The 22,223-nt window shown below is 61.3% G+C and carries 21 protein-coding genes and 1 pseudogene; 17 read left to right on the top strand and 5 right to left on the bottom strand.

Annotated features, from left to right (window positions below; all coding sequences use genetic code 11):
- Positions 1–20: 20 nt before the first annotated feature.
- From KW839_RS25220 to cobG, 5 genes are all read right to left on the bottom strand, one after another.
- Complete coding sequence (locus KW839_RS25220; protein ID WP_256352832.1) at positions 21–827, bottom strand: hypothetical protein; 807 nt, start codon at positions 825–827, stop codon at positions 21–23.
- Between the two features lie 204 nt (positions 828–1,031).
- Positions 1,032–2,735, bottom strand: coding sequence for a precorrin-3B C(17)-methyltransferase (cobJ, locus tag KW839_RS25215; protein WP_218425787.1), 1,704 nt, complete (start codon positions 2,733–2,735; stop codon positions 1,032–1,034).
- Entirely contained in the window at positions 2,735–3,466 is a 732-nt protein-coding gene (locus tag KW839_RS25210; protein ID WP_218425786.1) for a precorrin-2 C(20)-methyltransferase, read from the bottom strand. The genes cobJ and KW839_RS25210 overlap by 1 nt, the downstream gene beginning before the upstream one ends.
- The gene (locus tag KW839_RS25205) at positions 3,466–4,092 is read right to left on the bottom strand and encodes a precorrin-8X methylmutase (RefSeq protein WP_019650629.1); all 627 of its coding nucleotides are present in this window, start codon (positions 4,090–4,092) and stop codon (positions 3,466–3,468) included. The genes KW839_RS25210 and KW839_RS25205 overlap by 1 nt, the downstream gene beginning before the upstream one ends.
- A complete protein-coding gene (gene cobG, locus KW839_RS25200; RefSeq protein WP_218425785.1) occupies positions 4,085–5,407 on the bottom strand; it encodes a precorrin-3B synthase in 1,323 nt (440 codons plus the stop codon). The genes KW839_RS25205 and cobG overlap by 8 nt, the downstream gene beginning before the upstream one ends.
- Before the next feature lie 168 nt (positions 5,408–5,575).
- Between cobG and cbiE the strand changes: the two genes are divergently transcribed.
- The 17 genes and pseudogenes from cbiE to KW839_RS25120 all read left to right on the top strand — a co-directional run bounded on the left by cbiE (position 5,576) and on the right by KW839_RS25120 (position 22,220).
- Complete coding sequence (gene cbiE, locus KW839_RS25195) at positions 5,576–6,787, top strand: precorrin-6y C5,15-methyltransferase (decarboxylating) subunit CbiE (RefSeq protein ID WP_218425784.1); 1,212 nt, start codon at positions 5,576–5,578, stop codon at positions 6,785–6,787.
- Entirely contained in the window at positions 6,780–7,877 is a 1,098-nt protein-coding gene (locus KW839_RS25190; protein WP_218425783.1) for a cobalt-precorrin-5B (C(1))-methyltransferase, read from the top strand. The genes cbiE and KW839_RS25190 overlap by 8 nt, the downstream gene beginning before the upstream one ends.
- A complete protein-coding gene (locus KW839_RS25185; RefSeq protein WP_218425782.1) occupies positions 7,874–8,602 on the top strand; it encodes a cobalt-precorrin-6A reductase in 729 nt (242 codons plus the stop codon). Before KW839_RS25190 ends, KW839_RS25185 begins: the two co-directional genes overlap by 4 nt.
- Positions 8,603–8,738: 136 nt before the next feature.
- Positions 8,739–8,843: pseudogene (locus KW839_RS27795) on the top strand (DNA-binding protein); the annotation flags it as partial.
- Positions 8,844–8,940: 97 nt separating this feature from the next.
- Positions 8,941–9,339, top strand: a complete 399-nt coding sequence (locus tag KW839_RS25180; protein WP_060542804.1) for a DUF2946 domain-containing protein — start codon at positions 8,941–8,943, stop codon at positions 9,337–9,339.
- A 48-nt stretch (positions 9,340–9,387) separates the two neighbouring features.
- Positions 9,388–9,867: a copper chaperone PCu(A)C gene (locus tag KW839_RS25175; protein ID WP_218425781.1), complete on the top strand. Its 480-nt coding sequence runs from the start codon at positions 9,388–9,390 to the stop codon at positions 9,865–9,867.
- A 21-nt stretch (positions 9,868–9,888) separates the two neighbouring features.
- Entirely contained in the window at positions 9,889–10,347 is a 459-nt protein-coding gene (locus KW839_RS25170) for a DUF2946 domain-containing protein (protein ID WP_218425780.1), read from the top strand.
- A gap of 86 nt (positions 10,348–10,433) precedes the next feature.
- Entirely contained in the window at positions 10,434–12,551 is a 2,118-nt protein-coding gene (locus KW839_RS25165; protein WP_218425779.1) for a TonB-dependent copper receptor, read from the top strand.
- Between the two features lie 129 nt (positions 12,552–12,680).
- Positions 12,681–14,060, top strand: a complete 1,380-nt coding sequence (locus KW839_RS25160) for a PepSY domain-containing protein (RefSeq protein WP_218425778.1) — start codon at positions 12,681–12,683, stop codon at positions 14,058–14,060.
- A 269-nt stretch (positions 14,061–14,329) separates the two neighbouring features.
- Positions 14,330–15,595, top strand: a complete 1,266-nt coding sequence (urtA, locus tag KW839_RS25155; protein ID WP_060542799.1) for an urea ABC transporter substrate-binding protein — start codon at positions 14,330–14,332, stop codon at positions 15,593–15,595.
- Between the two features lie 401 nt (positions 15,596–15,996).
- Positions 15,997–17,499, top strand: a complete 1,503-nt coding sequence (urtB, locus tag KW839_RS25150) for an urea ABC transporter permease subunit UrtB (protein WP_060542798.1) — start codon at positions 15,997–15,999, stop codon at positions 17,497–17,499.
- On the top strand, positions 17,499–18,578 hold the full coding sequence (gene urtC / locus KW839_RS25145) for an urea ABC transporter permease subunit UrtC (RefSeq protein ID WP_060542797.1): 1,080 nt from the start codon (positions 17,499–17,501) through the stop codon (positions 18,576–18,578). The genes urtB and urtC overlap by 1 nt, the downstream gene beginning before the upstream one ends.
- Positions 18,575–19,444 (top strand): urea ABC transporter ATP-binding protein UrtD, encoded by an 870-nt coding sequence (urtD, locus tag KW839_RS25140; RefSeq protein ID WP_060542796.1) that lies wholly within the window; start codon positions 18,575–18,577, stop codon positions 19,442–19,444. Before urtC ends, urtD begins: the two co-directional genes overlap by 4 nt.
- 130 nt (positions 19,445–19,574) lie before the next feature.
- Complete coding sequence (gene urtE, locus KW839_RS25135) at positions 19,575–20,273, top strand: urea ABC transporter ATP-binding subunit UrtE (RefSeq protein ID WP_218425777.1); 699 nt, start codon at positions 19,575–19,577, stop codon at positions 20,271–20,273.
- A gap of 54 nt (positions 20,274–20,327) precedes the next feature.
- Positions 20,328–21,164: an urease accessory protein UreD gene (locus KW839_RS25130; RefSeq protein ID WP_060542794.1), complete on the top strand. Its 837-nt coding sequence runs from the start codon at positions 20,328–20,330 to the stop codon at positions 21,162–21,164.
- A 210-nt stretch (positions 21,165–21,374) separates the two neighbouring features.
- A complete protein-coding gene (gene ureA, locus KW839_RS25125; protein ID WP_218425776.1) occupies positions 21,375–21,677 on the top strand; it encodes an urease subunit gamma in 303 nt (100 codons plus the stop codon).
- Positions 21,678–21,686: 9 nt separating this feature from the next.
- The gene (locus tag KW839_RS25120) at positions 21,687–22,220 is read left to right on the top strand and encodes a GNAT family N-acetyltransferase (RefSeq protein ID WP_218425775.1); all 534 of its coding nucleotides are present in this window, start codon (positions 21,687–21,689) and stop codon (positions 22,218–22,220) included.
- Positions 22,221–22,223: the final 3 nt, after the last annotated feature.

Raw genomic sequence — 22,223 nt, 5'->3', positions numbered from 1 at the left:
GCGAAAATTTCTGCCCTTTCTTATTCCCCCGTCACTTTCTTAAAGAGACCGTCGGCATTTTTATCATTGTATGCATACACCATATTTCTCTTACGATCGAACGCGCGACGGTTAAATTTACGCACACCTGCCGCCTGAAAAATCTTTAACCCTTGGGTTTTGTAGGTAACAAACAAAAAGTTTCCATTGTATTCTTTATCAACAAGGTCTAGCCCTCCCGTCAGCATTGCCATACCGCCGCCTTTCACCGCGATGCATGGAACTGCCTTGAAGCTGACAACATCGTTTTTCTTGCTGCCTGAATCCACTATTTTCAGCGCGTCCTTATCCCCCTTCAACTTGCTGAAACCCGACGCCACCATGTTGAGCACGTTGCCGGAAGCGCCGGAGATAACGGTCTCTAGCACCTGCAACACCGCCTCATTCATCGTAAGGGTAAATTGCTCGCTGACGTATCTCTTATAAGTAAAGCTTTCCGTCACCCAGCCAACTGCCAACAAGGCTTCGTTGTACTTCAAATAACGCTCTTCATTACTGGTTCCTTTTGGCAGAAGACTCACTACAGCTTCTGCAAACTGCTGACTGTCCAGAGCGTCTTGTTTGTCGTCATCCGAAAGCATTTCATCAAATACGACAAGCGAGGGACCTACCACTGCTGTATCAATACTTTCTGCAACAACACCTGATGAACCACCGAGCATAGTCCTGGGACGCTTTGAGCGCTGCGCAACACACTCCAGCTCAGGACAAAGACTCATAAAATATTCATCCTGCATTTCGTCATCAAAAGCATTCAGAACAAGCGGCTTTTCCATTCCATTAGTCATATCAAGCTTCCTTTTAATAATAAGTCGCGCCATGCGACATATCAGAAACTAAAACAGCAAACTTGGCGCGTCAAATCCAAAGCAAGAAAAAACCATTACAACTGTTGAACGTAGCAGAACGCACGTCGCACAATTATTATTCAGGACACTAACCATTCATGGACTTGAACTTAGGCCAGCGGCCCCGGGCGGGGCCGCATGACTTCAGGAAACCGGCCGGGTTTCATACCAGCGCGGTGTGTAAACCCATTCGCCGCCGCCGGCGCGAGGGAATACACAGGTAGTGGACGAACCGATCAGCACCATGGTGCGCATATCCACTTGATCCGGGGTCAAGGCTCCCAGCGTGGTGACACGCAAGGTCTGGCCCGGCCGACCGATATCCCTGCCCAGCACCACCGGCGTTGCAGCGATGCGATGCCGTGCGACGATCTCCAGCGCACGCCCCAGTTGCCAGGGCCGGGAGCGGGAGATCGGGTTGTAGAACGCCAGCGCCAGATCTGCTTCGGCGGCCAGATCCAGTCGCTTCTCGATGATCGACCAGGGTTTGAGGTTGTCCGACAGGGACAGTACGCAGAAGTCATGCCCCAGCGGCGCACCGGCCTGAGCAGCGGTGGCGAGCGAAGCGGATACCCCCGGCAGAATTTCCAGATCGACGTTATGCCAGGCCGGATCACTCGACTCATGCAACGCCTCAAGTACTGCCGCCGCCATGGCGAACACACCCGGGTCACCAGAGGACACGACGATCACCGAACGACCCTGTGCCGCCAGTTCGAAAGCGTGGCGGGCACGCTGCATTTCTTCGCGGTTGTCGGTGCAGTGCAGCACTTGATCGGCGCGAAACGGCCCGGCCATGCGCACGTAGGTTTCGTAACCCAGTACATCGGTGGCCCGCGCCAGTTCGGCCTTGACCGCCGGCACCATCAGCTCGGCTGCGCCAGGGCCGAGGCCGATTACCGCCAGTCGCCCGCGCGCCCTGCCGATTTGCGCGACTTGCAGCGGCTGATCGGCTATGGCAATCGCAATATTGTCGAGGGGCGCTTCGACGGTCGCTCCAGGCACCGCACTACGGGCCAAGGCGCCGATATCGACCGCCGGCGCCACGAAGCGCAGCGGCACGCCTAACTCCAGCGCCGCTTCACGCAACGTGGGATTGGCCATCTGATCGTCCGCCGCCAGAAGGCAAGCCACCGATTGCACCGCGACGTTGGCCTGCTGCAACGCCGCGCGAATCGCCTGCGGCACATCCACCACACCAGTGCTGACCGCCACGGCGACACTCCGTGGATAGATCAGTAATTCATCAGCCCTGGCCTCACGCGCGGCACTGCCGACATGAATCGAACGAAGCGCCGCCGGATCCTCGGGCAACTGCGCCTGATCCAGCCAGGGCGCGTTACCTTCGACACGCACGCTGTGCCCGGCCAGCAGATCGGAAACGAAACGCTTGCCCAGCTCCAGATCGCCAAGGGTGTAGCCGCTGGGCGGATTGAGCAGGCAGGTACCGAAGCGCAATTCGCCACTGGTGGTGATCGCCGCTGCAACCTGCAGCCCGGCCGCAATTTCCCGTGCCATGACATTCACCCCGCCAAGGCCACCGAGCAGCGGCACCACGGCGCTGCCATCTTCGGCCACCGCGAGCACCGGCGGCTCGGCGCCCTTCTGCAGCAACAACGGCGCCAGCGTGCGGATCACGATGCCGGCGGCGCACAGGGCAATGATCGGCGAGTCTTGCTGATACAGCTCGCGCAAGGTCGCGCCGAATTCATGATAGTCACGGTCCGCACCCTCGACCCGCCCGACCAGACCGTGGATCAAGGCGCCGGGGTACACCTGTTGAATCTTGCGCGCGGTGGCGAGGCTGCCATTGCCGAGAATGACAATTGCCGGAGCTGGACGAGTCATCAGCCTTGCCACCTTTCACCCGGAACGATGATCAACGAGAAGTAAGGCGAGGACATCGGTTCGACCTGATCCAGTGGCACGATCTTCTGATTGGTCATGGTCGCGCGCTCGACATACAACGCGCGTTCGGCCAAACCGAGTTCTTCCAGCACCTGACGCACCTTGGGAAAGTTACGCCCCAGCTTCATGATTACCGCCGCATCGGCATCAGCCAGACGGCGTTTGAGATCATCGTGAGGCAGCACGCCGGACAACACCGACAGGCTCTGATTGCGATACACCAGCGGCGCCCCCAGCACCGAAGCACCGCCGAGCATCGAGCACACGCCTGGTACGACTTCGGCCTGATAGCGCTCGGCGAGCCGGTCGTGCAGGTACATGTAGGAGCCATAGAAGAACGGATCGCCTTCGCAGATCACTGCCACATCACGACCCGCGTCCAGATGCGCAGCGAGCTCCTGTGCAGCGTCATCATAAAAGTCGCTGATCACTTGCTCATAGGACAGCGGTGCCGGCAAAGCTTCGGTGGTCACCGGATACACCAGCGGCAGCAAGGTTTGAGCACCCTGCAAATGCGCTTCAATTATGCCGAAGGCATTGCCCTTCTTGCCCTTGGCGACGAAGTACGCCACCACCGGAGACTCGCGCAGCAAGCGCAACGCTTTGACAGTAATCAGCTCCGGATCACCGGGGCCCACGCCAAGGCCGATCAATCGTCCAGGTTGCTGCATTATTCGATCTCCGTGGCGAGGGCATTGACGGCGGCGGCGGCCATGGCGCTACCACCGAGGCGACCTTGCATGATGACAAACGGCACGCCACGGCTGTCCGCCGCGAGCATCGCCTTGGACTCGGCGGCACCGACGAAGCCCACCGGGAAACCGAGGATCAGTGCCGGTTTCGGTGCGCCGGCATCGAGCATTTCCAGCAAGTAGAACAGTGCGGTCGGCGCGTTGCCAATCACCACCACGCTGCCTTCCAGATGCGGGCGCCACAGTTCCAGCGCGGCAGCGGAACGGGTGTTGCCCAGTTCACGTGCCAGCTCCGGCACGCTGTCATCGCGCAGCGTGCAGATCACCGGATTGTTCGCCGGCAAACGGGCGCGGGTCACACCTTCGCTGACCATCCGCGCATCGCACAGGATAGGCGCGCCGGCGGCCAGCGCGTCGCGCCCGGCCTTGCCCGCCCCTTCGGAAAACTGCAAACCGTCGATGGCCTCGACCATGCCGCAGGCATGGATCACACGGACGGCGAGTTTCTCCAGATCGGCCGGGATACGGTCGAGGTTGGCCTCGGCGCGAATGATCGCGAAGGAGTTGCGATAGATCTCCTGACCGTCGCGGATGTAATCAAGCATCAAGGGGGCTCCGAGAGTGGGCGTCGAGCAAGGTCGCGGCCGCTTCAATAGTAAGGTTGCGTGCGTGCAGCGTGCCGAAACCCGGCTGCGCTGGATCGCGAAAATAGAGGTCGTAGTAACCGGGGGCGATGGCCAGGAGTGTGACGGATGCGGTGTGTGCGGCGGCACAGGAGCGCGGGCATCCGCTCAAATGCACATTCAGCGCAGCCCCCTGACGTTGCAGCAGCGCCGCCAATTGCAGCGCATCGCCCTTGGTGTCGGCCAGCCCCTTGGCGCACCCCTGTGAACCGGTACAGGCAATCAAACCGGTCAACGGATGACTGGCCTGACACTGCAGGCCCAGCCCTTGTAGACGCTGGATAACTTCAGCGGTGTCAGTAAAACGGACATTGGGCAACAACAGGCTTTGCCATGGTGTGAAACGCAGGCTGGCGTCGCCGAAGTCCTGGGCGAGTTGCGCCGCACCCCGGAGCATCGCCGGCGCTAGGCGACCCAAAGGAGGCGCCGCCCCTACATAAACGAAAGCAGGATCAGCCTGGGGATGGCTACCAATGTGCAGGACATCTGCGTGGGGGACACGCTGCCAATCGACAACGGCCTGAACGGCTACACGCCTGGCCAGCCGCGCCAGCAGATCCTCGACCCTGTACTCGACCAACAAATGGCGCATCCGCGTTTGCTCGGGGCGCGCAAGGTCGAGGAACAACTCAAGCACAGCGACCACCAGATCATGGCCATCCTCGAGGGCAACCGAACCGGCCGGCCTGTCCGTGGGACATCCCGCCAGACCGAATGCCAGCCGTCGTTCGCCGTTTTGTACAAATGCCGAGAGCCACAGGTCATGGGGATGTTCGAGCATCGCCAGGGCCTCGCCACCATCGAGTTGTACGGCGAACTTGGCGCTGAGATCGTGGAAAGGTGCATGACTCTGCAACGTGGCGAGGATCTGTTGTGCCAACGGGCGTGTGTCGACCAGCAAGTGCCGATCAATCCCGGCGCCCGGGCTGAGCATCAGGTTGCGCACATCATCGCCCGCCGCCGTGCGCGGCCCCAACCCGGTAGCCAGCAGGCTGTCGATTAATGCCGCGTGCGCACTGCCAATGCCGCGAATCTGCAGGTTGGCGCGGTTGGTTGCCTCGATCACACCACCGGCGAACTGTTCAGCCGCTGCTGCCACCGCTACGGCCTGTGCGCTGCTGATCGACCCACCCGCAAGCTTGATCCGGCAGATACCGCCATCCAGTGCCGGGACAATACGCAGCAACCCCGGACAGGCCGAGGGGCGCAAGCTGCAAGATGGCGGACGTTGGTTCAAGGATGACCCGTTCAGGTGGCAAGGCAATGGACGGCAAAAGTGCGCGGTATTATGCCTGCTTTACTTCACCGCATGAAAAGACTCCGGTCGGGAATACAAGGCAGTCAGCTCAGGGAACCCGCGCTATCATGCCGCCCAATAACGATGAACGCGCGATTGAGGGACGGCATGACACCCTGGCTGACGGTAGTAGGCATTGGTGAAGACGGTTTCAAAGGCCTGGGCAAGAATGCCCGCCATGCGTTGTTGCGTGCATCGAAGATCTTCGGCGGCCAGCGGCATCTGGATTTATTGCCAGCGTGCATAGGCGGCGAACACCTGACTTGGCCCAGCCCCTTCTCCCTCGATCCGTTGCTGGCGCTGCGGGGTGAACCCGTGTGCGTCCTGGCCAGCGGCGATCCGATGTTCTTCGGTGTCGGCGCCAGCCTCGCTCGACTACTGCCCTGCGATGAAATGCTGATACTGCCGGCACCCTCATCCTGCTCACTGGCCGCCGCGCGAATGGGCTGGCCGTTGCAGGATGTGGTCACGCTGTCGGTGGTCGCCCGCCCGATCACGGCGCTCAACGCGCAGTTGTTCAGCGGCATTCGTTTGCTGGTACTCAGCAACGACGGCCAAAGCCCTGCCGCGATTGCCGCGCTGTTACGCGAACGCGGATTCGGGCCGAGTCGTCTGAGCGTGCTGGAACATCTGGGCGGCAAAGCCGAACGTCGTATCGATGGCATCGCCAGCGACTGGACCGATCCGGCAATCGCCGACCTGAACCTGGTCGCCATCGAGTGCATCGCTGAACCCGGCACACCGCGCCTGTCGCGTCTGGCCGGCCTGCCCGACTCGGCATTCAGGCACGACGGCCAGCTGACCAAACGCGATGTACGCGCGATCACCCTCGCCCGCCTCGCCCCGGTCCCTGGCGAACTTTTGTGGGATGTCGGTGCCGGCAGTGGCTCGATCGGCATCGAATGGATGCGCGCCCATCCTGGCTGCCGGGCGCTGGCCATCGAGGCGGATGACGGGCGGCAACAGTTGATCGAGCACAATCGTGATGCCCTCGGCGTGCCCGGCCTGCAATTGATTCGCGGCAGTGCGCCGCAAGCCCTGGCCGGGCTGGAAGCTCCGGATGCGATTTTCATCGGCGGCGGCGTCACTCGTGAAGGCGTGCTCGACACCTGCTGGGCCGCGCTCAAGCCCGGGGGTCGCCTGATCGCCAATGCCGTCACCCTGCAAAGCGAAATGGCCCTGATGGCGTGGCGCGAAATGCACGGCGGCGAGCTGACCCGCATTCATATCGCTCAGGCACAACCGCTGGGCGAGTTCGACACTTGGCGCCAGGCCTTGCCGATTACCTTGCTGGATGTGACGAAGCCTTTCGATGCGTGACGAAACCGCCGAACAACCCGCCCCGCTGCGCAGTGGCCTGACCACTGGCAGTTGCGCCACCGCCACCTGCCTCTCTGCCGCACGCCTGTTGCTCGCCGGCAGCAGCGCTGACGCGGTGCAGATCGTGTTGCCCAAGGGTAAACAGGTGCAGATGCGCCTGGAGTTCTGCCGCCTGACCGATGACGGTGCGGAAGCGGGCACGATCAAGGATGCCGGCGACGATCCGGACGTCACCCACGGCGCCCTGCTCTACTCCCGGGTACGCCTGAGCAGCAAACCGGGGGTTCGTTTCCATGCCGGGCGTGGCGTCGGCACGGTGACCCGGCCCGGGCTGGTCCTGGCCGTCGGTGAGCCGGCGATCAATCCGGTGCCGCGCAAAATGATCACTGATCACTTGACTCAACTGGCCAGCGAACATGGCTACAGCGGTGGTTTCGAGGTCACGGTAAGCGTGAAGGATGGCGAAGCCCTTGCGTTGAAAACCATGAACCCGCGCCTGGGTATTCTCGGCGGCTTGTCGATCCTCGGCACCAGTGGCATCGTCCGGCCATTTTCCTGCGCGGCCTATATTGCCTCGATTCATCAAGGCATAGACGTGGCCAAGACCAACGGTTACCTGCACATCGCAGCCTGCACCGGCAACGCCAGCGAGGACACCATGCGCCGGGTCTACGACCTGCCGGAAATTGCCCTGATCGAAATGGGCGACTTTGTTGGTGCCGTGCTCAAGCACCTGCGCAAAGTGCCTGTGGATAAACTCAGCCTGTGCGGCGGCTTTGGCAAGATCAGCAAGCTGGCGGCCGGGCATATGGATTTGCACAGCCGTCATTCGAGCATCGACCTACCGCAGTTGGCGTTATGGGCGGCAGCCATCGGCGCCGATGCGCAACTACAGCAAGGCATCCGCGAAGCCAATACCAGTCAACAAGCCCTGGCGATGGCCAGTGCGGCGGGAATTGCCCTGGGCGATGAGGTGTGCCGGCATGCCCTGGAATTTGCCCGCAGCGTGGTACCGGCGCAGGTTCAGGTGGAAGTCTTTGCTATCGATCGCCAGGGTGGCGTTGTCGGCCACGCGGGAGCTTTTCAATGAAGCGCATTTTGTTGCTCGGCGGTGTGACCGAAGCCCTTGCCATCGCCCGAACGCTGGGGCCGCAGCATATCTACAGCCTGGCTGGCATCGGCCGGGTACCGACGGACCTGCAATGCCAGGTTCGCGTAGGCGGTTATGGTGGCGCAGAAGGTCTGGCCCAGTTTGTCCGCGATGAAGGCATCGATCTGTTGCTCGATGCCACTCATCCCTACGCTGCGCAAATCAGCCACAACGCCGCAACCGCCGCTCGCTTGAGCGGCATTCCCTGCTGGGCATTGCGGCGTCCGGCGTGGCAGGCCCGGACGGGGGATGACTGGCGAGAAGTCAGGGATTGGGCCGAACTGATCGAAGCCCTGAAACCTTTCCGTCGACCACTGTTTACCCTGGGTCGCGAGCCCCTGGAGCATCTGCACGAAATCCCCCCTGAGCAATTCTGGACCCTGCGCGCGCTGGAGGTTTATCCCGGCAACGCCCGCTGCGAAGTGATCGGCGCCCGCGGGCCTTTCCTGCTCGACGATGAACGCGCCTTGTTTGAACGCCGCAACATCGACGTGCTGATCAGCAAAAACAGCGGCAGCACCGCCACCGAACCGAAGCTGGACGTGGCGCGCGAGCGTGGGCTGCCGGTGATTGTCCTGCAGCGGCCGCCATTGCCGAGTGTTGAACGGGAGTTTGAGTCGGTGGCGCAAGCGCTGGCAGCGCTCTCGCTATCGAATCGCTTTTGATGCCTGCATAATTTTCGACTTCTCCTACAGCTCCTTCAGATAAAGCCGGTATCGACACTACGGTTCCAGCCCTAAAGTCAGCCCCCCGCTGATCTCGTCAAGCGCATCGCTGCACAAGTCAAATCAAAAACGAGGCGAAAGCCTGTACAAAGCGCTGAGCAGCACTGGCAATCCGGAATTCGCGACTATTATGAAAGTGATGAAGGCGTTGGGTTTGCGATTGCATGCTGTTGCTCTCTGAACGCTGCGACACCACACCGCACGCGGTGTTTTTACTTATCGGCCTTGATCAGGCTAAATAGCCCGCGCCTGATCGCTCACCCAACCGGATTTGTCCCATGTCCCGACAACGGCTCGCAATTGCCTGGATAGCCTGCTTCGCAGTGCTGTTCAACCTGCTCGCCATGCCGATGTCCGGAGCAATGGCGCAGTCGGCCAAGGCGCCTGCCGAACAATTGTTGTGGGGCAGTTTCTGTTCGTCCGGCGGCACCAAGATGGTGGCGATTTCCCTGGGCGATATCGGGCAGAAAGCCCCGCAAGGCGACGAACACTCCAACATGCAGCATTGCTGGTGCTGCTCCGGTTCCGCTGCGCTGGTGGCGCTACCCGGGCATGAACCGCAACTGTATTTCGCCCGTTTCGAATCCAATCGAAGCCTGCCCGCCGCTTCTCTCGATACACCGACACCGCGCCAGCAATGGCCGAGCCTCAACCCCCGCGCGTCTCCTCTGGTGTGATTCTTTCTCGCAATTGACCTGCGTCCTGAATCGCCCTGGAGAACTGCCATGTTGAACAAACTCATCGTCCTGGCCGCCTTGCTGCTGCCTGCCTGCTTTGCCAATGCCGACGAATACAAGGTCGGCGCACTGGAAATCGCCACCCCCTGGTCCCAGGAGTTGCCGCCCAACGCACCGACCGTGGCTGCCTATTTCGTCATCCACAACCAAGGCAACGCTGCCGACCGTCTGCTCAGCGTCGACTCGCCGGTTTCCGGCGAAGCTCAGCTGCACGAGCATGTGATGCACAACGACCTGATGAAAATGCAGCCGGTAACCAGCGTGCAAATCCCTGCGGGCGGCGAAGTCACTTTCGCGCCGATGGCTTACCACGTGATGTTGGTGAATCTCAAAGACCGCAGCCTGCTCAGTGACGGCAAGCACTTTCCATTGACCCTGCACTTCGAGAAGGCCGGTGACGTGACGGTCGAAGTTGCGGTGCGCAAGCAGGCACCGGATAGCGTGCAAGCGCACGTACATAACCCGTAATCGCCTGAGTCAAAGCCGCCCATGCGCCCGCTTAGCGCCAGCAGATCCTTGCCCGTCCGTCAGCCATTGAGCCTGACACGCGGCAGTTGGATCAGCCTGTTCGCCATGCTGATGATCTTTATCGGTCCGCTGATTTCTCAGTCGATGCCGATGGATTCGCGCACCCCCATGCCTATGAACATGCCCATGGATATGAGCATGGACATGAGCATGGATATGGCTGCGATGGATCACGCCGAGCACGGCACTCAAGCTGCCGCCGAACACTGTCCACCTGCAGCCGGGCATCATGCGCTGTGGGAAAAATGTGGCTATTGCAGCCTGCTGTTCAACTGCCCGGCACTCACCGGTGGCGAGTCTTTCACGACGTTCGCCATCGCGCACGCCAACACCTTCACCCCACCCTCACCTCGCTTGGGCCATGCCCGGCAAACCTTCTTCCCCGGCGCCCGCAGCCGCGCCCCGCCCGTCGTCGCGTAAACAACCACTCCGGATTTCACACACGGTTGAGAAGACAGCCCGAGGCTGCCGACCGTGTCGTTTACGAATGTTCGATGGAAATTGTCATGTCCAGGTTTTCTGCTGTCCCGTGCTTGAGCATTGCCCAAGCCTCTTTAGCTCTGAACGAATCCAGTGTTCGTTTCAGGCACGCCACCGCGATCCTGTGCGGTGCCTTGCTGGCGCCATCTGCGCTGGCCGATGACCATTCAGCTCACAGTGAAGAACTGAGCCCGACGGTCATCACCGCCATTGCTCCGAGTTCACCCCTGACCATCGTCACCAACCCCAAGGACCCGCGCCAACCGGTACCGGCCAGCGATGGCGGTGATTATCTGAAAACCATTCCGGGCTTCGCCCTGGTGCGCAATGGCGGCACCAATGGCGATCCGGTGCTGCGCGGCATGTTCGGCTCACGCCTGAATATCCTCACCAACGGCAGCATGCTGCTGGGCGCCTGCCCAGGCCGCATGGACGCCCCGACCTCGTACATTTCGCCGGAAACCTACGACCAGCTCACCGTGATCAAAGGCCCGCAATCAGTTCTATGGGGACCAGGCGCCTCGGCCGGCACCGTCCTCTTCGACCGCGAACCGGAACACTTCGGCGAACTGGGCACGCGGGTAAACGCCAGCGTACTGGCCGGCTCCAATGGCCGCTTCGACAAAGTCGTTGATGCGGCCGCCGGCGGCCCGTCGGGCTACGTGCGAGTCATCGGCAACACCGCACACTCTGACGATTACCAGGACGGTAACAACGACACCGTGCCGTCGCGCTACGACAAATGGAACGGTGACGTTGCCGTTGGCTGGACCCCGAACGCCGACACCTTGCTGGAGCTGACTGCCGGCAAGGGCGATGGCGAAGCGCGTTACGCCGGGCGCGGCATGGATGGCTCACAGTTCCTGCGCGAGAGCCTTGGCCTGCGCTTCGAGCAATCGAACATCGGTGACGTGCTGGATAAGGTCGATGCGCAGGTCTACTACAACTACGCCGATCACGTGATGGACAACTACACGCTGCGCACGCCGTCCGGTACCGGGATGATGGCCGGCCCCATGGCGTCAAACGTCGACCGTCGCACCCTGGGCGCCCGGATCAAGGCCACCTGGCGCTGGGCCGATGTGCAACTGATCAGTGGCCTCGACGCGCAGACCAACGAACACCGCCAGCGCAGTGCCATGGGCATCGACACCTACAAAAACCAGCCCTTCACCAAGGACGCCGACTTTCACAATTACGGCGTGTTCAGCGAGCTGACCTGGTACGCCGCCGACCGTGACCGCTTGATCAGCGGCGCACGCCTGGATCGCGCTTCGGCCAAGGATTACCGGCAAACACTCGGCTCGGGAATGTCGACCCGGCCCAATCCGACCCTCGACGACACCCGTGCCGACACCCTGCCGAGCGGTTTCGTCCGCTACGAGCACGACCTGGCCGACAGCCCGACCACCCTGTACGCAGGCCTCGGCCACAGCCAGCGCTTTCCCGATTATTGGGAGCTGTTTTCGCCTAACTCCGGCCCCGCAGGTTCAGTGAACGCCTTCGATTCGATCAAGCCGGAAAAAACCACTCAGCTTGATTTCGGCCTGCAATACAAAACCGCAGACCTTGAAGCCTGGGCCTCGGGTTACATCGGCCAGGTGCGCGACTACATCCTGTTCGACTACACCCCCGGGATGATGGGTACGACCTCGCAAGCGCAGAACATCGACGCGCGAATCATGGGCGGCGAGCTGGGTGCGGCCTACAACCTGACCGCCAACTGGAAAGCCGATGCAACCCTGGCCTACGCCTGGGGCAAGAACAGCAGCGATGGCAACGCCTTGCCGCAGATGCCCCCCCTGGATGCGCGTTTCGGTCTGACTTACAGCGAAGACAACTGGAGCGCCGGGGCACTGTGGAGAGTGGTCGCGGCGCAAAACCGTATCGACCAGAACAAGGGCAACGTAGTCGGCAAGGACTTCGACAAGACGCCGGGGTTCGGTGTGTTCTCCCTCAACGGTGCCTGGCGGATCAACAAAAACTGGAAGGTCAGCAGTGGCGTCGACAACCTGTTCGGCAAGGCTTACGCCGAGCATTTGAACCTGGCCGGCAACGCAGGTTTCGGCTATCCGGCCAGTGACCCGCAAGCCATCAAGGAACCGGGGCGCACGCTCTGGACCAAGGTCGATATGAGTTTCTGACAAGAAAAAAGATCGCAGCCTTAGGCTGCTCCTACATTGGACCGCCGTACACCCTGTAGGAGCTGTCGAGTGAAACGAGGCTGCGATTTTTTAAACAATAAATGATTTCGCCACAGCGGAGCACACGTGATGAAACAGCCCAAAGTGAATTTCTACAACATGGCCTGGCGCTGGCATTTCTATGCCGGGTTATTCGTCGCGCCTTTCATGGTGATGCTGGCCCTGACCGGCACCATCTACCTGTTCAAACCGCAGCTCGACTCGCTGATGTACAGCAGCCTGCTCAACGTGCCGGCCGGACATCACACCGTGCCGGCCGATGACCTGCTGACACGGGTCAAAGCTGCTTATCCACAGGGCCAGGTCAGCCAGTACCTGCCACCGGTAAATGCGCAGCGCAGCGCGCAGTTCGTCGTCCTCGACGCCGGCAAGGAGCTGAACGTTTTCGTCGACCCCTACCACGGTGACATTCTCGGCGAGCAAGACGCGAAGAAAAACCTGCAGGCCATTGCCCGGGCGATTCATGGCGAACTGATGATCGGCACCGTGGGTGATCGACTGATCGAACTGGCCGCCGGTTGGGGCGTTGTGCTGGTGGTGTCCGGCGTGTTCCTGTGGTGGCCGCGCGGCCAGGCGGCGGGCATCCTGTGGCCACGCCTGAACAGCCGCGGTCGCGTGCTATGGCGTGACCTGCACGCTGTGACCGGGTTCTGGGGTGCATCCCTGCTGCTGGTGATGCTGCTCAGCGGCATGACCTGGACCGGGTTCTGGGGCAAGCAATATGCAGAAGTCTGGAACACCTTCCCGGCCGCCATGTGGGATGACGTGCCCAAGTCCGATGTCGAGGCGCGCAGCCTCAACACCGCCACCCGCCAGACCGTGCCATGGGCCATGGAAAACACACCGATGCCAATGTCCGGCGGCCATGCCGAACACATGGGTCACGACGCTGCATCTGCCGGCCCGGCCGCGCCGACCATCCGCCTGCAAGACGTGCAGAACATCGCCACCCAGCGCAAGGTCGAAGCAGGCTACAGCATCACCATGCCGACCTCCGCGACCGGTGTGTTCACCATCGCCGTATTCGCCGACGACCCGCGCAACGACGCCACCCTGCATGTTGATCAGTACACCGGCAACGTTCTTGCCGATGTGCGCTTCGAGCATTACGGGACCGTCGCACGCGCCACGGAGATTGGCGCGATGCTCCACGAAGGCAAGATGTTCGGCGTGTTAAACCAGATTATCGTGCTGCTGATTTGCCTGATGATTCTGCTCAGCGCCGTCAGCGGCGTGGTGATCTGGTGGAAGCGTCGCCCGCAAGGCAAGTTCGGGGTACCGCCGCTGCGCCACGACCTGCCGAAATGGAAAACCGCGATGGTGATCATGTTCGCCCTGGCGGTAGCGTTCCCGCTGGTGGGTGCTTCGCTGGTGGTGGTCTGGCTGCTCGATCGGGTGCTGTTGTCGCGCTTCACCCGACAAACTGAACCGACCTCTTCGTCCTCATGAGGCAGGCGATCGCCCGAACTCTCCTCTGACGTGCAGGAGCTGCCGCAACCTGCGGCAGCTCCTGCAGGCACACCTTGCGCCCCAATGTGGCGCACCTCTTCGCACCACTGCCCCGACCTCGTCCCTTCATGGTGCGCCAGCGCCCCGCACAACTGCTCTGGCACGGTATTTCCCTGTCTTTTCCCGACCGGGCACAGCCCTTGCTAAAGACCCTTCAGTAGTCCGCATCTGCCAACCAAGAAAACTTCCAAGTTCATGGAGATCGCACAATGAAGCGTCGCAGCTTGATCAAGGCTTTCACACTATCGGCAAGCATTGCCGCCATGGGTATGACCTGGACCGTCCAGGCTGCTGAGACCATCAAGGTCGGCATCCTGCACTCCCTGTCCGGGACCATGGCGATCTCCGAGACGTCGCTCAAGGACATGGCCTTGATGACCATCGACGAAATCAACGCCAAGGGCGGTGTGAACGGCAAGATGCTCGAACCGGTAGTCGTGGACCCTGCATCGAACTGGCCCCTGTTCGCCGAGAAGGGCCGACAGTTGCTGACCCAGGACAAGGTCGCTGTGGTGTTCGGCTGCTGGACTTCGGTGTCGCGTAAGTCGGTGCTGCCGGTGTTTGAAGAACTCAACGGCCTGCTGTTCTACCCGGTGCAATACGAAGGTGAAGAGATGTCGCCAAACGTGTTCTACACCGGTGCCGCACCGAACCAGCAAGCGATCCCGGCGGTGGAATACCTGATGAGCGAAGAAGGTGGCAGCGCCAAACGCTATTTCCTGCTTGGCACCGACTACGTCTACCCGCGCACCACCAACAAGATTCTGCGTTCGTTCCTGCACTCCAAAGGCGTGGCCGACAAGGACATCGAAGAGGTTTACACGCCGTTCGGTCACAGCGATTACCAGACCATCGTTGCCAACATCAAGAAGTTCTCGGCGGGCGGCAAGACTGCCGTTATTTCCACGGTCAACGGCGACTCCAATGTGCCGTTCTACAAAGAACTGGCCAACCAGGGCCTGAAAGCTACGGATGTACCGGTCGTGGCGTTCTCGGTGGGTGAAGAAGAGCTGCGCGGTATCGACACCAAACCATTGGTGGGCAACCTGGCAGCGTGGAACTACTTCGAGTCGGTGGAAAATCCGGCGAACAAGAAATTCGTCGCTGACTGGAAAGCCTACGCCAAGAAACACAACCTGCCGGGTGCCGATAAAGCGGTGACCAACGACCCGATGGAGGCCACCTACGTGGGTATCCATATGTGGGCCCAGGCTGCGGAAAAAGCCAAATCCACCGACGTCGACAAAGTCCGCGAAGCCCTCGCCGGCCAGACGTTCGCTGCGCCGTCCGGTTACACCCTGACCATGGACAAGACCAACCACCACCTGCACAAGCCGGTGATGATCGGCGAGATCCAGGCCGACGGTCAGTTCAACGTGGTGTGGCAGACCGAAGGACCGATCCGTGCCCAGCCATGGAGCCCGTTCATTCCGGGTAACGACAAGAAGCCGGAATATGCGGTGAAGAGCAACTGAGGCGAATTCGGGTTTTGAGGCGGGCTTGAGAACCACCCCCTCACCCCAACCCTCTCCCCCAGGGGGGAGAGGGGGAAAGGGAGCCGATCTTCAAGCTTTTCAAAGGCTGAGTTCGAAGCAATACGGAGCCGGTTTTCAAGCTTTTCAAAGCCTGAGTTCGACACAGGATTGTCAGGTCGATGCTGATGACCAAACAACCCGGTCAGCGTCCTCGCCCACAAGCGTGCGAGGGAAATGGAGCCGGTTTTCAAAGCCTGAGTTCGACACAGGATTGCCAGGTCGATGCTGGATGACCAAACAACCCGGTCAGTCCCCTCTCCCTCTGGGAGAGGGTTAGGGTGAGGGGCGGATTCAACGCCGAACCCAGCTCCATCGGCCACCGCAGACAGGAACCACCACCAATGCCCACTGCCTTGCACCGCTTCATCCTCGCCATGGCACTGCTACTGCCGATGGCCTCCCATGCTGGTGACGCCGAAGACTTCGTCGCCGCAAACCCCATGCAGCAAGCAAAACTGCTTGAATCCTGGGCCGCCCAACCCGACCCGGTCCGTATCGAACTGGTCAACGCCCTGCAACAAGGCGAATTGACCGTCGACGGCCAGCCGAAAACCCTGCGCCTGAACAACCGCCTGCGGGGCCTGATCGACACCGCGCTGGCCAGCCATCAGCTCCTCGCCGCCGATGCCAAGATACGTCTGGGCGCCGCACAGCAACTACAGAAAAGTGCAAAACCGGCGCAGCTGAAATTCCTCGACCAGCAACTGGCGGGCGAAAAAGACGAAACCGTTCACGCCGCCCTGAGCCTGGCCCTGGCCAACCTGCAACTGGTCGATGCGGAGCCCGCCGTGCGCCTCGCCGCCGTGCGTTTGCTGGGTGCAACCGGCGACCCGTTGGCCCGCACTCGCCTCGAAGGCTTGCTCGAACCGGGCGTCGAAACCGATGCCGGCGTACGTACCGCCGCCGAAACCAGCCTGGCTCAAGTCAAACGCAAACTGCTGGTAGGCGAACTGCTTGGCCAGGCCTTCAGCGGCATGTCGCTCGGCTCGATTCTGCTCCTGGCGGCCTTGGGTCTGGCCATCACCTTCGGCCTGCTCGGCGTGATCAACATGGCCCACGGCGAAATGCTGATGATCGGCGCCTACTCGACTTATGTCGTGCAGTTGCTGTTCCAGCGCTACGCCCCGCAGGCCATCGAGTTCTACCCGTTGATCGCCCTGCCGATGGCGTTTTTTGTCACCGCGGCGATCGGCATGGCGCTGGAACGCACGATCATTCGCCATCTCTATGGCCGGCCGCTGGAGACCCTGCTCGCCACCTGGGGCATCAGCCTGATGCTGATACAACTGGTGCGTCTGGTGTTCGGCGCACAGAACGTGGAAGTCGCCAACCCGGCATGGCTGTCAGGCGGCATTCAAGTGCTGCCGAATCTGGTGCTGCCATACAACCGGATCGTGATCATTGCCTTCGCCCTGTTTGTGGTGGTGCTGACCTGGCTGCTGTTGAACAGGACGCGCCTGGGTCTCAACGTCCGCGCAGTCACTCAGAACCGCAACATGGCCGCCTGCTGCGGCGTGCCTACCGGGCGCGTGGACATGCTCGCCTTCGGTCTCGGCTCGGGCATTGCCGGCCTCGGTGGCGTGGCCCTGAGCCAGATCGGCAACGTCGGCCCAGACCTCGGCCAGAGCTACATCATCGACTCGTTCCTGGTGGTGGTGCTGGGCGGTGTCGGCCAACTGGCGGGCAGCGTACTGGCCGCCTTCGGCCTGGGCATTGCCAACAAGATTCTCGAACCGCAGATCGGTGCAGTACTCGGCAAGATCCTCATCCTCGCGCTGATCATTCTGTTCATCCAGAAGCGTCCGCAAGGCCTCTTCGCACTGAAAGGACGGGTGATCGACTGATGAACCAGCCCCTGATGCTCACGGCCACACAAAAGGCCGGCCCCAAGGTAACCCTCGCTGTCGGTGCAGTGACCCTCGTTGTGCTGCTGGCATTGCCGCTGCTCTCGCTGCTGTCGCCGGACAGCTCACTGCACATCTCTGCCTATACCCTGACCCTGGTGGGCAAGATTCTTTGCTACGCCATCGTCGCCCTGGCCCTGGATCTGGTCTGGGGTTACGCCGGATTGCTCTCGCTCGGTCACGGCCTGTTCTTCGCCCTCGGCGGCTACGCGATGGGCATGTACCTGATGCGCCAGGCCTCCGGCGATGGCTTGCCGGCCTTCATGACCTTCCTGTCGTGGACCGAATTGCCGTGGTACTGGACCGGCACAAGCAGCTTCCTCTGGGCCATGTGTCTGGTGGTCTTGGCGCCTGGATTGCTGGCGCTGGTGTTCGGCTTCTTTGCCTTCCGTTCGCGGATCAAGGGCGTGTATTTCTCGATCATGACCCAGGCCCTGACCTTCGCCGGCATGCTCCTGTTTTTCCGCAACGAAACCGGCTTTGGCGGCAACAACGGCTTCACCAATTTCCGCACCATCCTCGGTTTCGGCATCACTGAACCCGCGACCCGCGCGGTACTGTTTTTCGCCACGGTGCTGTTGCTGCTGGCGAGCCTGTTCATCGGCTGGCGGCTGGCGCAAAGCAAGTTTGGCCGGGTGCTGACCGCGCTTCGGGATGCCGAGAACAGGCTGATGTTCTGCGGTTACGACCCCCGTGGCTTCAAGCTGTTCGTTTGGGTGTTGAGCGCCGTGTTGTGCGGCCTGGCGGGTGCCTTGTACGTGCCGCAAGTCGGGATCATCAACCCGAGCGAAATGTCGCCGACCAACTCCATCGAAGCCGCCGTCTGGGTGGCACTCGGCGGTCGTGGCACCTTGATAGGTCCGCTGCTCGGCGCTGGCGTGGTCAATGGCATGAAGAGCTGGTTCACCGTGGCTTTCCCGGAGTACTGGCTGTTCTTCCTCGGTGCGCTGTTCATTGTCGTGACCCTGTACCTGCCCAAGGGCGTGATCGGTCTGCTGAAGAAAAGAGGTGAACAATGAGAGTGACTGCGACGGCTGAATTCATGCTCGAACCGGCCTTCTTTCCAGTGGAGCCGAACAAGGATGCCGGCAGCAGCCGCGACGCCATTGGCCTGGGCCAACGCGTCGGCCCAGGCCTGGACACTCGTCACGGCACCATCCTGACCCTGGAGGACATCAGCGTCAGCTTTGATGGATTCCGCGCCCTGAACAATCTGAACCTGTACATCGGCGTCGGCGAACTGCGCTGCATCATTGGCCCCAATGGCGCGGGCAAGACCACACTGATGGACGTCATCACCGGCAAGACCCGGCCCAGCCACGGCAAGGCCTGGTTTGGCGAGACCCTGGACCTGACGCAGATGAGCGAAGTGCAGATCGCCCAGGCCGGCATCGGTCGCAAGTTCCAGAAGCCGACGGTGTTTGAAGCACTGAGCGTGTTCGAGAATCTGGAACTGGCGCAGAAAACCGACAAGTCGGTATGGGCCAGCCTGCGGGCGCGCTTGAGTGGCGAACAGAAAGATCGCATTGGCGAAGTGCTGGACACCATACGCCTGACGACCTCGGTCAACCGCCCAGCCGGTCTGCTCTCCCATGGCCAGAAGCAGTTCCTGGAGATCGGCATGCTGCTGATGCAGGACCCGCAACTGTTGTTGCTCGACGAACCGGTGGCCGGCATGACCGACGCCGAAACCGAATTCACCGCAGAGTTGTTCAAGAGCCTGGCCGGCAAGCACTCACTGATGGTAGTGGAACACGACATGGGCTTTGTCGGCTCCATCGCCGACCACGTGACCGTGTTGCACCAGGGCAGCGTGCTGGCTGAAGGATCGCTGGAACAGGTGCAGGATAACGAGCGGGTGATCGAGGTGTACCTCGGTCGCTAGACCTGTAAACACAGCCCCCTGTAGGAGCCGGCTTGCTGACGATGGCGGCGTGTCAGCCAACATCATGGTCGCCTGCCCCACCGCGATCGCCAGCAAGTCGGCTTCTACAGGGGTTGAGAGGAATTTGAAAATGCTGCAAGTCGACAAGCTGCACCAGTACTACGGCGGAAGCCACATCCTGCGCGGCCTGACATTCGACGCGAAGGTCGGTGAGGTCACCTGCCTGCTCGGGCGCAACGGCGTCGGCAAGACCACCCTGCTCAAATGCCTGATGGGGCTGTTGCCTGCCAAAGAAGGCGCGGTGAACTGGGAAGGCAAGCCGATCACCGCTTTCAAGCCACACCAGCGGGTGCATGCCGGAATCGCCTACGTACCTCAGGGCCGGGAGATTTTCGGCCGGCTGACCGTGGAAGAAAATCTGCTGATGGGCCTGTCGCGCTTTCCCGGTTCCGAAGCCAGGGAGGTCCCGGCGTTCATCTATGAGCTGTTCCCGGTATTGCTGCAAATGAAACAACGCCGTGGCGGCGATCTGTCCGGCGGCCAGCAACAGCAACTGGCTATCGGCCGGGCGCTGGCCAGCCGGCCACGCCTGCTGATCCTCGACGAACCTACCGAAGGCATCCAGCCGTCGGTGATCAAGGAGATCGGAGCGGTGATCAAGAAACTGGCGGCCCGTGGTGACATGGCGATCCTGCTGGTAGAGCAGTTCTACGACTTCGCCGCCGAACTGGCCGATCAATATCTGGTGATGTCCCGGGGCGAGATCGTGCAGCAGGGTCGCGGCGAAAACATGGAAGCCGAGGGCGTGCGCGGCCTGGTCACTATTTAAAGCTACGCTGCAGGGTTACGATAATCTGTAGTGTCCTAACGATAATTACAAAACATGAATTTACCTGCCTCGCTCCTGTTCACGCCCAGCTGGCACGCCGAGCTGGAACTGGCTTATGCCCGCTTCGGCGAGAGCACGCGCCCTGTTATGCGCCGCCACCAAGGTCCGTTGCGGGTGCAGAAACATCTGTATGCCGAGGGGCCGCAAGTCTGCCAGCACATCATCGTCCACCCTCCGGGCGGTATCGCCGGTGGTGATCGTCTGGACATCACGGCCAAGGTCGAGCGCGATGCCTGGGCGCAAATCACAAGTCCGGGCGCGGCGAAATGGTATCGCGCCGCCGGCCCCGCTTATCAACAGCTGAAACTGCACGTAGCAGCGGGGGCGACCCTGGAATGGCTGCCGCAGGAAACGATCATTTTCAGCGCCGCCCAGGCCGAACTCAGCACCTGCATCAACCTTGAAGGTGATGCCCGGCTGTTCTACTGGGATGTAGTGGCATTGGGTCGGCCGGCCAGTGGTGAGCGTTTCGACCTCGGGCATTTCCAGGCGCACCTGGATATCCGCCGTGACGGCCAGTTGCTCTGGCACGAACGTCAGCGCATTGTCGGGGCTGATGGCTTGCTCGATTCGCCGATAGGGCTGGATGGGCAGCCGGTGTTTGCGACATTACTGGTGACCGGGGAGATTGATAACGAACTGCTTGAGCGCTGCCGCTCGCTGGCCAATGACGTGCGCGGGGATCTGACGCAATTGCCCGGGTTGCTGGTTGCGCGCTGTCTGGCCAGTGAAGCGTTGCTGGCGCGCGGCTGGCTGATTGATTTGTGGCGATTGCTCAGGCCGGCGCTGCTTGGCCGTGAGGCTGTGTTGCCGAGAATCTGGAGTACATGAAGGCCTACCCTCACCCCCCTCCCGCAGGGAGAGGGAGCCTGACCGATGTGATTGTTAAAGACACAAGAATGCAACTGACTGATCCGGACCTTACAAGCAACCGAGACCAGTCCCCTCTCCCTCCGGGAGAGGGCTAGGGTGAGGGGCCGTCGCATCTGACACACCCCACACCGCAAGAACCTCAAAAAACTGCCCTTATGGATTCAAACGATGGACCTGACCCCACGCGAAAAAGACAAGCTGCTGATCTTCACCGCCGGCCTCGTCGCCGAGCGGCGTTTGGCGCGCGGCGTGAAACTCAATTACCCGGAGGCCATGGCCTATATCTCCGCCGCCCTGCTCGAAGGCGCCCGTGACGGTCAGACCGTGGCCGAGCTGATGCACTTCGGCTCCACCCTGCTGAGCCGCGAACAAGTGATGGAAGGCATCCCGGAAATGATCCCGGAGATCCAGGTCGAGGCCACCTTCCCCGACGGCACCAAACTGGTCACCGTCCATCAACCCATCGCCTGAGGCCGCGTCATGACTTACCACATCCGCGATGCACTGCACGCCGACCTGCCGGCCATCCGTGACATCTACAACGACGCCGTGCTCAACACCACGGCAATCTGGAACGAGCAGGCGGTCGACCTCGGCAACCGCCAGGCCTGGTTCAGCGCCCGGCAATCCCAGAACTATCCGATCCTGGTGATTGTCGACGCCGATAACGCCGTGCTGGGCTACGCCTCATTCGGCGACTGGCGCCCGTTCGACGGCTTTCGCCACACGGTCGAGCACTCGGTGTATGTGCGCAGCGATCAGCGTGGCAACGGACTCGGGCCGAAACTGATGGATGCGCTGGTCGAACGCGCCAAAGGCTGCGGCAAGCACGTGATGGTCGCTGCCATCGAAAGCGGCAACGCGGCGTCCATTCGCTTGCATGAGCGGATCGGCTTCGTGACTACCGGACAGATGCCTCAAGTAGGCACCAAGTTCGGCCGCTGGCTGGACCTGACTTTCATGCAATTGACCCTCAATCCCGGCGCGCAGCCACCCGGCGCCAAGCAGGAGTAATGC

Source organism: Pseudomonas sp. PDM31, from assembly GCF_019218965.1.
Taxonomy (GTDB): domain Bacteria; phylum Pseudomonadota; class Gammaproteobacteria; order Pseudomonadales; family Pseudomonadaceae; genus Aquipseudomonas.
The sequence above is the reverse complement of the archived record's forward strand: the minus strand, read 5'-3'. Positions and strand labels throughout refer to the sequence as shown.